Annotated in this window: 12 protein-coding genes; 10 read left to right on the top strand and 2 right to left on the bottom strand. The window is 46.0% G+C overall.

All coding sequences use genetic code 11. The annotated features are described in order from the left end of the window. Window positions 1-56: 56 nt before the first annotated feature. The 9 genes from NZD81_RS09035 (at window position 57) to NZD81_RS08995 (ending at window position 10,931) form a co-directional block, all read left to right on the top strand. Window positions 57-1,436 (top strand): MFS transporter, encoded by a 1,380-nt coding sequence (locus NZD81_RS09035; protein WP_243571948.1) that lies wholly within the window; start codon window positions 57-59, stop codon window positions 1,434-1,436. A gap of 105 nt (window positions 1,437-1,541) precedes the next feature. Then, window positions 1,542-2,555: an ureidoglycolate dehydrogenase gene (gene allD, locus NZD81_RS09030; protein ID WP_147771781.1), complete on the top strand. Its 1,014-nt coding sequence runs from the start codon at window positions 1,542-1,544 to the stop codon at window positions 2,553-2,555. 5 nt (window positions 2,556-2,560) lie between these two features. Then, window positions 2,561-3,580, top strand: coding sequence for a zinc-binding alcohol dehydrogenase family protein (locus NZD81_RS09025; protein WP_289860180.1), 1,020 nt, complete (start codon window positions 2,561-2,563; stop codon window positions 3,578-3,580). Between the two features lie 24 nt (window positions 3,581-3,604). Continuing rightward, window positions 3,605-4,684 (top strand): mannonate dehydratase, encoded by a 1,080-nt coding sequence (uxuA, locus tag NZD81_RS09020; RefSeq protein ID WP_069838948.1) that lies wholly within the window; start codon window positions 3,605-3,607, stop codon window positions 4,682-4,684. Beyond that, the gene (locus NZD81_RS09015) at window positions 4,681-5,517 is read left to right on the top strand and encodes an SDR family oxidoreductase (protein WP_282374215.1); all 837 of its coding nucleotides are present in this window, start codon (window positions 4,681-4,683) and stop codon (window positions 5,515-5,517) included. Before uxuA ends, NZD81_RS09015 begins: the two co-directional genes overlap by 4 nt. 47 nt (window positions 5,518-5,564) lie before the next feature. Next, the gene (locus tag NZD81_RS09010) at window positions 5,565-6,833 is read left to right on the top strand and encodes an MFS transporter (RefSeq protein WP_282374216.1); all 1,269 of its coding nucleotides are present in this window, start codon (window positions 5,565-5,567) and stop codon (window positions 6,831-6,833) included. Between the two features lie 87 nt (window positions 6,834-6,920). Then, on the top strand, window positions 6,921-7,922 hold the full coding sequence (locus NZD81_RS09005) for a LacI family DNA-binding transcriptional regulator (protein WP_282374217.1): 1,002 nt from the start codon (window positions 6,921-6,923) through the stop codon (window positions 7,920-7,922). A gap of 76 nt (window positions 7,923-7,998) precedes the next feature. Beyond that, window positions 7,999-9,441 (top strand): tagaturonate reductase, encoded by a 1,443-nt coding sequence (locus tag NZD81_RS09000; RefSeq protein WP_282374218.1) that lies wholly within the window; start codon window positions 7,999-8,001, stop codon window positions 9,439-9,441. After that, the gene (locus NZD81_RS08995) at window positions 9,438-10,931 is read left to right on the top strand and encodes a UxaA family hydrolase (RefSeq protein WP_282374219.1); all 1,494 of its coding nucleotides are present in this window, start codon (window positions 9,438-9,440) and stop codon (window positions 10,929-10,931) included. The genes NZD81_RS09000 and NZD81_RS08995 overlap by 4 nt, the downstream gene beginning before the upstream one ends. 38 nt (window positions 10,932-10,969) lie before the next feature. Here the strand turns inward: NZD81_RS08995 and NZD81_RS08990 are convergent, their stop codons facing one another. Beyond that, window positions 10,970-11,734, bottom strand: a complete 765-nt coding sequence (locus tag NZD81_RS08990; protein WP_282374220.1) for a sulfite exporter TauE/SafE family protein — start codon at window positions 11,732-11,734, stop codon at window positions 10,970-10,972. A 221-nt stretch (window positions 11,735-11,955) separates the two neighbouring features. After that, on the bottom strand, window positions 11,956-12,420 hold the full coding sequence (locus tag NZD81_RS08985) for a DinB family protein (RefSeq protein ID WP_040083385.1): 465 nt from the start codon (window positions 12,418-12,420) through the stop codon (window positions 11,956-11,958). 148 nt (window positions 12,421-12,568) lie between these two features. Here NZD81_RS08985 and yjoB point away from each other — a divergent pair, with 148 nt between their 5' ends. Continuing rightward, window positions 12,569-13,840, top strand: a complete 1,272-nt coding sequence (gene yjoB / locus NZD81_RS08980) for an ATPase YjoB (protein ID WP_147771788.1) — start codon at window positions 12,569-12,571, stop codon at window positions 13,838-13,840. Window positions 13,841-13,936: the final 96 nt, after the last annotated feature.

Below are 13,936 nucleotides of genomic sequence, written 5' to 3'. Positions count from 1 at the left end.
CTCAGCATCACTGAGCGGACCACTGCCCGAAAATTCTTAAGACACAGAGGTGGAACATGCGAACTGAACTGGCAAATAAGGTTGTGTCGGTCGAAACGGAAAAAAGGCTTTCGTTGAAGGAAAAAATCTCCTATGGTTTTGGTGATTTTGGCAACGGTTTTATGTTTGATCTCGGCCAGATTTATTTATTGAAGTATTTCACTGATGTAGCGGGAATTCCGGCTGCGATGGCCGGCGGCATTTTTTTAGTCAGCAAGCTGTTTGCGGCGATAACAGATCCAATTGTCGGCTCATCAATCGATTATCGCAAAAACATCGGCAAACGGGGGAAATTCAGGCCTTATTTATTAATCGGCAGCATCGTGCTCGCGGTGCTTACTGTTCTTATTTTTCTGTCTCCAAATGTATCAACGACCGGAAAACTGATTTATGCCTATGCATCCTATATGATTTGGGGCATCGGCTATTCGTTTGTGAATATTCCCTACGGCTCATTAGGAGCAGCAATGACTCAAAATTCTGAGGACCGAACCTCCATTTCGACGTTCCGCCAAATCGGATCACTTGGCGCCTTGTTTATCACAAGTGTGGCCGTAATGCCGCTTCTCGTCAAATTTGATAATCCGAAGGTCGGCTACCCCGTGGTCATGGGCTTGTTCGCGTTACTCGGTGTGCTTTGGTTTTATATTTGCTACCGCAATTGCAAAGAGCGCGTTGTCATATCGGAAGCTCCTAAAGAAAAATTAACATTCTCATCTGTCGTCAAAACATTTATTACAAATAAACCGCTGTTAACCCTTGTCCTAATGACGATTTTTTCAATCTCCGCATACAACATCAAATCCGCCATGCTCGTCTATTTCGCACAATATAACCTGGGCAATGTTGAATTAATGGCTTATATGAACTTCATCATTATTGGTTCTTCCTTTTTGGGCGTCGTATTCCTTCCAAAGCTCGTCAAGATGTTTGGAAAGAAACGAACGGCAATGATTGGATTTGCCATCAGTGTGGCCGCGGACCTGGTCAACTTTATGCTTCCATCTAACGTTTATGTGTTTACCATTCTTGCCAGTATCGCCTTTATCGGAATCAGTATCCCAAACGGCATCACGTGGGCTCTTGTCTCCGATATTATCGACTATGGCGAATGGAAATCCGGTGAACGGAAAGAAGCAACGACATATTCACTTTTCAATTTTTCCAGAAAGCTAGCTCAGTCTTTGTCTGGGTTTCTTTCGGGGATCGGTTTGGGGATAATCGGCTACGTGCCGAATGCAGTTCAGACAGCACAGGCACTGATCGGCATCAAAGCGCTTTTGCTTCTGTATCCGGCCATTGCTTTGGCATTGGCGATGATGATTATTGGTTTTCTTTATAAACTCACAGACCAGCAGCATGCTCAGATTGTTCAGGATCTTCATCAAAAGAGCTGACGATGTAATATAAAGAATATTTGAAATAATCCGTAAATAAAATGTGTTTGTAGGGGTTTTCACTAATGGGTGCCCGGAAGCACTGAAAAGGAAGGAGGCACTTAATTGAAAACGATAACAATTGCAGCTGAAGAAGCAAAGGGACTCGTTCGGAAAAAGCTTGCCGGTGCCGGTTTGAATGAACGAGATGCTGAAAAAGTAGTAGATGTCCTCGTGCACGCTGATTTGCGCAATGTACATTCGCATGGCGTGCTGCGCACAGAACACTATGTGAACAGGCTTTTAGCGGGAGGGATCAACCCTGAGGCACAGCCTGTTTTTAAAGAAACGGGGCCTGTGACCGGAGTGCTGGATGGTGATGACGGATTCGGCCATGTGATTTGTGATATGGCAATGGACCATGCAATTGTCATGGCCAAGAAAAATGGTGTCGGCATGGTCACAGCCGTCAACAGCAGCCATTGCGGGGCGCTAAGCTATTTTGTGCAAAAAGCGGCTGACGAAAAACTGATCGGATTGGCAATGACGCATACGGACAGTATCGTTGTCCCGTTTGGAGGAAGGGCTCCTTTTTTAGGGACAAATCCGATTGCTTACGGTGTTCCGGCTAAGCATAAAAAACCGCTTATCCTCGATATGGCGACGTCCAAAGTGGCTTTCGGGAAGATTCTGCAGGCCCGTGAAGAGGACAAGGAAATTCCTGAAGGATGGGGAGTCGATGAAAACGGAGAAGCAGTAACGGATCCTGACAAGGTTGTTTCACTTTCAACATTCGGAGGCCCGAAAGGCTATGGACTATCGATTGTGGTGGATGTGTTTTCCGGATTGCTTGCTGGCGCGGCTTTTGGCCCTCATATTGCGAAAATGTACAGCGGCCTTGATCAAAAAAGAAAGCTGGGGCATTACGTTTGCGCGATCAATCCCTCCTTTTTTACCGACCGGGATACGTTTTTAGAGCAGATGGATGCCATGCTTCATGAACTGCAGCAGTCTCCTCCAGCTGCTGGAGTCGAGAGAGTGTTTGTGCCTGGTGAGATCGAGCAGCTGCATGAAGAAAGAAATAAGGAACACGGAATATCAATTGCTCGGAGTGTGTATGAATTCTTAAAAAGCAGGTGAGAAAAATGAAAGCGGTTCAAGTGCGAAAACCGTATGATCTGGTGACAGAGGAGATAAAGAAGCCGGTTCTTTCAAAGGGTGATGAAGTGCTCGTAAAAGTTAAGCGAGTCGGGATTTGCGGATCAGACATGCATATTTATCATGGGACGAATCCGCTGGCTACCCTCCCGAGAGTCATCGGACACGAGGTAACGGGACAAGTGGAGGCAGTTGGGGCGAATGTACAGAGCCTAAAAGCCGGTGACCATGTGGTAATTGAGCCGATTTCTTATTGCGGAACTTGCTATGCCTGCCGCAAAGGGCGGCCGAATGTTTGTGCCAAGCTCTCCGTGTTTGGCGTACATGAAGACGGGGGCATGCGGGAATATATTGTGCTTCCGGAAAGGCAGCTTTACGCGGTTTCAAAGGACTTGCCTTGGGAGGAAGCGGTCATGGCCGAGCCTTATACGATAGGGGCCCAGGCAGTGTGGAGAGGCCAGGTGGAAAAAGGTGATACCGTTCTGATCCAAGGAGCGGGGCCCATTGGGATCTGTGTGTTAAAAATGGCAAAGCTGGCGGGTGCTGCTGTCATGATGACTGACTTGAACAACGAGCGGCTGGCGTTTGCAAAAGAAAACGGCGCCGATGCTGTTGTAAATGTCCAAGCAGAAAATGTTGCCGAGCGGGTCCGTGAATGGACTGGGCATGAGGGAGCAAATGTGGTCATTGATGCAGTTTGCCTGCCGGAGACTTTTGCGCTTTCCGTTGAGGCCGTTTCACCTGCGGGACGTGTGGTTGTGCTTGGATTTGATGAAAGAGCGGCACAGATTTCTCAGCTGCCGATTACAAAAAAAGAAGTCACAATAACCGGGTCGAGATTGCAGACCAATCAGTTTCCCAAGGTGGTAGAGCTTTTGAATAAAGGCCGGTTAGCGCATAACGGGCTTGTGACCCATACATTTTCAGTGGATGATGTCCATCACGCATTTCAGTTTATTAAGGAGCATCCAGATCAGGTACGGAAAGCCGTCATCGTGTTTGATTAATCGACTGAATCCGGAGGTGAAAGCATGAATATGACATTTCGATGGTATGGCCGAGGAAACGATACAGTCACACTTGAACACGTGAAGCAAATTCCCGGTGTCAAAGGCATCGTTTGGGCTCTTCATCAAAAGCCTGTCGGCGACGTGTGGGAAAAAGAAGAAATCAGAGCCGAGACCGAATATATTCAATCCTATGGTTTTCATGCTGAAGTTGTAGAGAGCGTGAATGTTCACGAAGCGATTAAACTCGGGAACGAAGAACGCGGCCGATATATTGAAAACTACAAACAAACGATCCGTAACCTTGCCGGATTTGGCGTGAAAGTGATCTGCTATAATTTTATGCCGGTTTTTGATTGGACACGCACGGACATGTTCCGGCCGCTGGAAGATGGATCAACCGCTCTGTTTTTTGAAAAGGCCAAGGTGGAAAGCCTTGAGCCCCAAGAGCTGATTCGGACGGTGGAGCAAGCATCTGACATGACACTGCCGGGGTGGGAGCCCGAAAAATTGGCTCGGATCAAAGAGCTTTTTTCGGCCTACAGAACGATCGATGAAGAACAGCTATGGGACAATTTATCATTCTTTTTGCAGGAAATTCTTCCTGTTGCAGAAAGTCACGGTGTTCAAATGGCCATTCATCCGGATGACCCGCCATGGCCGATTTTTGGACTGCCGCGCATTATCACGGGGGAGGCAAGCTATAAGAAACTGCGGGCGATATCAGATTCACCGTCTAATTGCATCACCCTTTGTACAGGTTCAATGGGAGCCAATCCCGCTAACGACATGGTGGAGATCGCTAAGACATATGCCGGCATTGCTCCGTTTTCACATATTCGCAATGTGAAAATTTATGAGAATGGCGATTTTATTGAAACATCGCATGTAACAAAGGATGGTTCGATCAACATTCAAGGCGTGATGGAAGAACTGCATAAGCAGGATTACGAAGGATATGTCAGACCGGATCATGGTCGCCATCTTTGGGGTGAGCAATGCCGACCGGGATATGGCTTATACGATCGTGCCCTTGGCATCATGTATTTGAACGGACTGTGGGACGCCTATGAAGCAATGGTGAAAAAAGAGGTGGACATATGATCCCGCTGCATGAGAACCTTGCTGGTAAAACAGTTGTCATCACTGGCGGCAGCGGTGTGCTTTGCTCTGCGATGGCCAGGGAGCTAGCCCGTCATGGCATGAGGGTGGCGATATTGAATCGGACGGCTGAAAAAGGCCAGGCGGTCGTAAAGGAGATAACGGCGGCGGGCGGCACAGCATGCGCTGTTGCAGCGGATGTGCTGGACAGGGAGTCACTGGAGCGGGCAAAGAAAGACATCCTCGGCCGATTCGGCGCTGTTGATCTGTTAATTAACGGGGCTGGCGGCAATCATCCTGACGCGATAACCGATGTGGAGACATATGAAGAAGCGGGAGAAGGCCAATCCTTTTTTGATATGGATGAGGGAGGCTTTTCAACTGTTTTCTCCACTAACTTCACCAGTGCGTTTCTGGCCTCGCAAGTGTTTGGAAAAGAGCTGCTGAAGGCGGATTCACCGGCGATTATCAACCTTTCTTCCATGAGTGCTTATTCACCTATGACGAAGGTTCCGGCATACAGTGCTGCCAAGGCGTCTATCAATAACTTTACGATGTGGATGGCCGTTCATTTTGCCGAAACCGGGCTGCGGGTCAATGCGATTGCCCCAGGCTTTTTTCTGACAAAACAAAATCATGATCTGCTGATTAACCAAGACGGAACGTTCACCAGCCGATCTCACAAAATTATCGCGGGAACACCGATGAAGCGCTTCGGAAAACCGGAGGATTTGCTCGGCACGCTTCTTTGGCTGGCGGATGAATCCTATTCGGGTTTTGTCACCGGAATCACCGTTCCTGTCGATGGAGGATTTATGGCTTATTCAGGTGTGTAACGAAAGCGGCGCAACAGAAACTGAACCAACATAGGGGTGAGGTTGAGATGTTTTCAAAAGATAAGCTTCCCATTATCCTTTTTTTGTTCCTGGCAGGGGTGATTAATTACCTGGATCGCTCAGCGCTTTCCATTGCAGCTCCTTTTATTCAGGATGATCTCACATTGTCAGCCACGCAAATGGGCTTGATTTTCAGCAGTTTTTCGGTTGGTTATGCCATTTTTAACTTTCTTGGGGGCGTGGCATCCGATCGCTACGGGGCAAAACTGACCCTATTTGTCGCGATGGTCGTTTGGTCGCTGTTTAGCGGAGCAGTCGCCCTCGCTTTTGGTTTTGTCAGCCTGCTGATTATCCGTATCCTTTTTGGAATGGGAGAAGGCCCGCTGTCTGCGACCATCAACAAGATGGTGAATAACTGGTTCCCGCCGACCCAGCGGGCATCCGTTATCGGTGTAACCAACAGCGGCACCCCGCTTGGAGGAGCCATTTCCGGTCCGATTGTCGGCATGATTGCAGTGGCGTTCAGCTGGAAGCTATCCTTCGTTCTCATTATGATCATTGGTTTGATATGGGCAGTGCTCTGGTTCAAGTTTGTCAAAGAAAAGCCGCAAGAGAGGGTGAAGGAAGCACAGGCAATCAAATCAGAAACGTCTCCTGGAGAAAAAATTCCGCTCACCTTTTACCTGAAGCAAAAAACGGTCCTGTTCACGGCGTTCGCTTTTTTCGCTTACAACTACATCCTCTTCTTCTTTTTGACGTGGTTTCCGAGCTATCTTGTCGAAGAGCGGGGCTTAAGTGTCGAATCAATGAGTGTGATCACGGTCATACCGTGGGTTTTAGGCTTTATCGGACTTGCTGCAGGAGGATTTGTTTCTGACTATGTGTACAAAAAAACGTCTCAAAAAGGCGTGCTGTTCTCACGCAAGGTTGTGCTTGTCACGTGTTTGTTTTCATCGGCTGTCCTGATTGGTTTTGCCGGGCTGGTGGGAACGACTGCGGGCGCTGTCACACTGGTCGCTTTGTCAGTATTTTTTCTATATTTAACAGGTGCTATCTATTGGGCTGTGATTCAAGATGTGGTTGATCAAAACAATGTCGGTTCTGTTGGCGGCTTCATGCATTTCCTCGCCAACACGGCAGGAATTGTCGGCCCGGCTTTAACCGGCTTTATTGTTGACCAAACGGGCACGTTTTCTGGAGCGTTTTTGCTTGCCGGAGGGTTAGCTGTCTTCGCGTCACTTGCTGTAATTCGTTTTGTCCGTCCGATCATCGGCAAACCAACAGGAACAGAAGCTGAGAATCCGGTGTCTTATTAATCTGGAAATATAGTGGGAGAGGCGGTATGTTTGATGATACAATATACAGTAAATAATCGCAGCCGGTATGATAAGGAAGGGAATTAGATGGTAACCATAAAAGATATCGCAAAACTCGCTAACGTATCCCACACAACCGTTTCCAGAGCACTCAACAATAGCCCTTACATCAAAGAGCATACGAAGAAAAAAATAGTAGAGCTTGCAGAGAAGCTGAACTATACACCAAATGTAAACGCAAAAAGCTTGGCGATGCAAAAGTCACATACGATCGGGCTTTTCTTTACAAGCATCACAAACGGAACTTCACACAGCTTCTTTGCAGACACAATCAAAGGCGTCAATCAAGCCATAAGTGAGGATTACAATCTCTATGTGCGCGGCATTGATGATCTGAAAAACTATGACTCCGTTACACCGATGAGGTATGACGGCATCATTTTAATGAGCCAAAGTGATATTGATAATTCTTTCATTTACCATATACGAGAAAAAAACATTCCGCTTGTTGTGCTGAATCGTGATATTGATGACCGCACCATCACGAATATTTTATCCAATGACAAGGAGGGCTCCCAGGAAGCTGTAGAATACTTTATTAAGAACGGACATCAAAACATCGCCATCATCGAGGGGATGGAAGGCTTTAAATCCTCCCAGCAGCGAAAGGAAGGCTACTTATCCGCACTGATTCAACATCATATTCCAATCAAGCATGAATACAGTGTCAAAGGACAGTACGATATGGAAAGCGGCTTTCAAGCGATGGAGCGGCTGCTGGCGCTGCCGAATCTTCCAACCGCTGTCTTTTGTTCGAATGATGACATGGCAATCGGAGCGATGAATGCGATATTCGCAAAGGGCCTGCGCGTCCCTGATGATATTTCGGTGATCGGGTTTGATGATATTGGGTTTTCACAATACATCACGCCAAGGCTTTCAACAGTAAAGCGCCCAGTGGAGAAAATCAGCGTGCTCGGCGCGCAAAAACTATTGTCGCTGATCAGCGAGCCGGAAACAAAAGCGGAGAAAGTCTTGGAAAACACAGAATTCATCGTGCGTGATTCAGTCAGACGATTGACAACGTAATGCCCCGTTTTTCAGCGGGCATTCTTTACACAGAAAAATGTTAACGTGTGCATAAAAGAAGAGGGAGGCAATAAGGGTGCAGAAGCTGAATAAACATGTGTACGATCACTATACTCAGTATCCAGAAAAAATTCTCCAATTCGGAGAAGGAAACTTTCTTCGGGGATTTGTCGATTGGCAGATTGATCAATTGAATCAACACACTGATTTTAATGGGAGCGTGGCAGTTGTCCAGCCAAGAGGCTCAGAAAAAATCAAACGATTAAATCAGCAAGATGGGCTATATACGCTCTTTTTACAAGGAATGAAAGACGGAGAAGCGGTAAACGAGCATATGATTATCAACTCAATCAGCCGGGGAATTGACCTGTTTTCTGATTATGAGGCATACAAAGAATTGGCATCAAGCGAAGAGCTGCGGTTTATCATCTCCAACACGACGGAGGCCGGGATCGTATGTGATGAAAAAGATCGTTTAGAGGATAGGCCGCCAAAAACATTCCCTGGGAAATTAACTGCATTTCTCTACTTCCGCTATCAGGCTTTTAAAGGAGATCAGACAAAAGGGTGTGTCCTAATCCCATGTGAGCTGATCGAGAAGAACGGCGAAAAGCTGAAGGAAACGGTTCTTCATTATGCACGTCTGTGGAAGCTGGAGGAAGGATTTACACAGTGGATTCATGAGGCCAATACATTTTGTAATAGTTTAGTAGACCGGATTGTCCCGGGTTTTCCGGTCGACAGCATTGATGAGATCACGGCAGAACTGGGCTATCAAGATGAACTGATAGTTGTGGGAGAGCAGTATTATTTATGGGTTATCGAGGGGCCGGATTGGATTGGAAAAGAAATTCCCTTTGTGGCTGCAGGGCTCAATACAAAAATCGTCAGCGACCTCACCCCGTATCGGACAAAAAAAGTAAGAATTTTAAATGGCGCTCACACAGCAATGACGCCAGTGGCATTGTTGTACGGCTTAAAAACTGTTAGGGATGCTGTCGAGCATCCGGAAGTGGGGCGGTTTATTAGAGAGCTGATCAATGACGAAATTCTTCCTGTTTTAAAAATGGAAGGTCTTTCTCAGTATGCTGACGATGTGCTGAACCGTTTTAAAAACCCGTATATGAAGCATTACCTGGAAAGCATTGCATTGAACTCCGTTTCCAAATTCAAAACAAGAAACCTGCCGACTCTTAAGGAATATGCTGAACAAAAGAGACAGCTCCCTGAACGCTTGGTGTTTTCTTTCAGCGCTCTTCTGTATTTTTATCAGGGATACGAGACATTGCAGGATGATCCGGCAGTTCTTCAATTGTTCAAAGAGGTTTGGAGCCAGGAGAATGAAGACATGCTTCGGATTGCATCAAGAGTGTTAGGCGAACAGCGGCTGTGGGAGGCAGATCTCAATGAGATACCGAAGCTGACTGAGAGAGTCGCTGATTACTTGAATTATATTCATGAGCTGGGCATGCAGCGGGCTCTTGAACAATACTGCATACAAAGGGGAGAGGTACGTTGAAGTCGTTTATAAAGATTCATAAGCAAGATAATGTCCTTCTTGCTCTGCGTGATATCCAAAAGGGAGAGCGGCTGCATACGGGCGGCGTGTCGATTGAAGTAAAGGATGATATAAAAAGAGGCCACAAGATTGCATTGCAGTCTATTAAAGAAAACGACAGCATCATTAAATACGGGTTTCCAATTGGGCATGCATCACAAGATATTTCGATCGGAGAGCATATTCATGTCCATAATACGAAAACAAACCTGTCAGATATCCAATCATACAGCTATACACCGAGATTTGATGAAAATCCGTATTCTAATGAGAACCGGACATTTAAAGGCTTTAGAAGAGAAAACGGTGATGCGGGTGTACGCAATGAATTGTGGATTGTGCCAACTGTCGGCTGCGTCAATGGAATTGCAGAAAAAATGCTGCAGCGTTTTGTCAGAGAAACGGGAGATATCGCTCCATTTGATAACGTACTCGTGCTGAAACATCAATACGGATGCTCGCAGCTTGGCGATGATCACGAAAATACGAAGCAAATCCTGCTGAACGCCATTCGCCATCCAAATGCCGGCGGCGTCTTGGTGCTAGGGCTAGGGTGTGAAAACAATGAACTGGCAAAAATGAAGGAAGCACTCCAGGATGTAAATCTGAATCGAGTGAAATTCCTCGAATCCCAGTCGGTGACCGACGAAATGGAGGCAGGCATTGCTTTGCTAAAGGAAATACATGAAGCGGCCAAAGGGGATATGAGAGAAGACATTCCGCTGTCCGAACTGAAGATCGGACTGAAGTGCGGAGGTTCGGATGGTTTTTCCGGCATAACCGCAAACCCGCTGCTTGGCCGTTTTTCAGATTATCTCATTGCACAGGGAGGGAGCACGGTGCTGACGGAAGTTCCGGAAATGTTCGGTGCGGAAACCATCCTGATGCAGCGGGCTGCCAATGAAGAAGTGTTTCATAAGATAGTCCAATTAATCAACGACTTTAAACAATATTTTATCAAACATGATCAGCCGGTGTATGAAAATCCTTCACCGGGCAACAAAGCGGGCGGCATTTCTACACTTGAGGATAAATCGCTGGGCTGTACGCAAAAAGCGGGGATTTCTCCTGTCACGGATGTCTTGAAATACGGGGAAGTACTCAAGACAAAAGGGCTTACGCTTTTGAGCGCGCCGGGCAATGATTTAATCGCTTCCTCCGCATTGGCGGCGGCCGGCTGCCAAATTGTCCTCTTTACAACGGGGAGAGGCACGCCGTTTGGCACCTTTGTCCCGACGGTAAAGGTAGCAACAAACACCGAGCTGTATGAGGCGAAGCCGCATTGGATTGATTTTAACGCAGGCCTTTTAGCAGAGGATGATGTTCATGAGGAATATGTGCTGCGGGAGTTTATCCACTATATGATTGAGGTGGCGAGCGGCCAGCTTGTGAACCATGAAAAAAATGATTTCAGAGAGCTCGCCATTTTTAAATCGGGTGTAACGCTATAATAATAGAAGGCTATCCTTCAAGCGGATAGCCTTCTTCATTAAATCAATTTTAAACCGCTGACTAAAATAATGGACGCCATAATAAATTGCAGTGGACGCGGGGAGAATCGAGGCGAAAGATGGCTTCCGATTAGCACGCCGGGAATTGAACCAATGAGCAGATTAGCTGCCAGCATGTAATCCACGCTTCCGAAGCTTGCGTTCAAAATGCCTGCTGCCGTAACGAGAAGAAAAGCATGCGCGATATCGGTTCCGACAATCTGTGATGCTTTCATGTTGAATAAGTAGATCATGGCAATTGCAAATAATGACCCGGAACCGATTGATGTTAATCCAACAATAAATCCAAACACAACACCAATAAGAATTGTCAGCACCCTCTTATTTTCGAGCGGCATCAGCTGCCAGCGGTTCGGGCGAAGCTTTCTATCCAAAAACAAACGAACGATGATTGAAATGGCAACAAGCGTTAACACATAGCCAAGAGCGTGCTTAATAATTTCTTCCTGATGCTGGTGAAAGGCGGGGAACAAATGCAAGATGCCAATGGCTAGCGAGGCACTCGGAATACTGCCGATGGCTAAGTATTTTACCAATTGAAAGTTAATCGTTTTCTGCCGCCAATGGGAGGCAACGCCAAACAGCTTTGTGATCGAGTTATATACAAGATCCGTACCGACCGCGATGGAAGGGTTAATTCCAAGCACAATTAAAAGGGGAGTCAATAGGGCGGCTCCGCCCACACCCGTCAATCCGACTAAGGCTCCGACAAACAAACCCATCAATATGATGCTTACACTCATGATAAAGGCCTCCTGAAAACCCGACTATTTTTATCAGATTATATATGATTAGGTCACGTTAATCAATTAAATTTTTTGAATTTTTGCACGTTAGCTGTTTGAAATTTTGGTATGCTCCATATCTTTATTCATTTGCCCTATAATGAGTGTCTGGTCGAAGCCGGGAAGTGAGGCGGAAGCACAAAAAAAGATACCTTTTAACAGGTATCTTTTTTCGTACGCTACATGCGCTGCTGATAGAAAGGAAGTTCTGTGTGGCCCATTTCCCGCACATAAACGAACAGGTTGCCTTTATGGTGAATTTCATGTTCCATTGCAAGCTGAAGCAGCGCGCGGCCAGTGACTTTTCTGCCGAAAGCGGATGTCAGATCAATTTCTCTGTCCAGCTGTTCTTCAGTCAGCTGTTCAAGGATAGCGACCGTTTTGTCCGTATATGTTTTTGCCAGAACATTGAGATCAGTTTCTGTTTCTTCCTGCTTGTTTTGAAAAGGTGAAGCATTGCCTTCTTTAATGACATTTGCGAACAAGTGGAACGACGTAAGAATGTGTTTGACCAATTCTTCCGCTGACATTGATGTTTCTGCCGGTTTGTAGCTGTAATGGTCTTTGCTGATTTTTTCAGCAAGCTCATTCGTCACGTTTCGATGGGATAAAAAATGGCTGACAATTTGATTGGATTGGCTCATTATGATCTCCTCCATATGTAAAAATAAATGGTGCAATGAAATCCTATATCAACGGTTACGAATTCACAAGTAATATGCTGTGGGATGAAACAAAATGCTATGTCAATCGTATATATAACGTTCACAAAATATGAAATGGAGTATAAACATGACAACCATACCTTTCATTTATCAGTACGAAGAAAAAGAGAATGAAAGAGCTGCAGCGGGCTACGGCACTTTCGGTTACCTTATCACACGGATTGAAGAAACGCTTTATGATCAATACGGTGTATTCTATGAGCTCTATGCCAGTGATGACCCGAACACGGAATACTGGGAGCTTCTTGTAGAAGATGTCCGCAGCGGTTCATTGGAGCCTGAGCATGTGGCATATATATTTGAAAAGCTTGAAAAGAAAACCTTTGCTTACGATGAAGATGAAAAAGAACCGGATTATACCGTTCATAAGTCTATAAGAAACAGTGTATACGCGTATCCTGAAAAGGGAGTTGCTTTTGCCAGAATTCCTTATTTTCAAGATGGGAGCATCATGAGTTTCGATTGTCTGTTTGCGGTTAACGATGAAAAGATGCGTGCATTTCTGGAGGGAGTCAGACCGCGTCTCTGGGAAAAAAGCAAGCGGAAAGTGACCGTTTTTACGGATGGAGATGGAGGGACTTCAAGAGAGCAGGAAGCCATTGTCAGAGAGGTTCAGCGGAGTCAGGTAATCATGAATCCGCTATTGAAAAAAGAGATATACAGATCAATTGATCAGTTTTTTCATAGTGATAAATCGTTTTATCAAACGTATGACATCCCTTATAAGCGCGGCATTCTGTTATATGGACCTCCTGGAAACGGAAAGACGACATTAGTGAAGTCGATCGCAGGCAGTATCGATGCACCTGTTGCCTATTGGCAAATTACTGAATTTACGTCGAGCGAGACAATAGAAGAAGTCTTTCAGGCAGCGAGACGCCTCGCTCCTGCAGTTCTCGTCATCGAGGATATAGATTCGATGCCGGAAGATGTGCGATCCTTTTTTCTCAATACGTTGGACGGCGCGACATCAAAAGAGGGGCTATTTCTCATCGGCACGACAAACTATCCCGAAGAGATCGATCCAGGTTTGATGAATCGTGCAGGACGATTTGACCGTGCCTATGAAATCGGGCTTCCGGATGAAGAGCTGAGGCTGGAATATATGAAAATGAGAGGCTTTGACATCTTTTTGAGTGAAGAAGAAATAAAAAACGCCGCAAAGCTTACAGAAGGCTTTTCCTTTGCACAGCTGGGAGAATTATATGTATCTTCAGCGCTTCAATGGCACCAAGAAGGGAATCATCATATTGAAACCATGGTGAAAGACATGACAGGAGAGCAAAGAAAAAGCCGGCAGGGAAGCTGGATGGAAAGAAACAAAGTCGGTTTTCACTAAAAGAAAGCGCGGGTTTTTGAAAAACCCGCGCTTTTTTGTTGCGGTTAGCCGAAATTCGACAATTGCGGTTATTTTGCGTTCTTCTTTTTCTTGTAA

This window comes from Bacillus sp. B.PNR1, from assembly GCF_030386235.1.
In the GTDB taxonomy this organism is placed as follows: Bacteria; Bacillota; Bacilli; order Bacillales; family Bacillaceae; genus Bacillus; species Bacillus stercoris.
The sequence above is the reverse complement of the archived record's forward strand: the minus strand, read 5'-3'. Positions and strand labels throughout refer to the sequence as shown.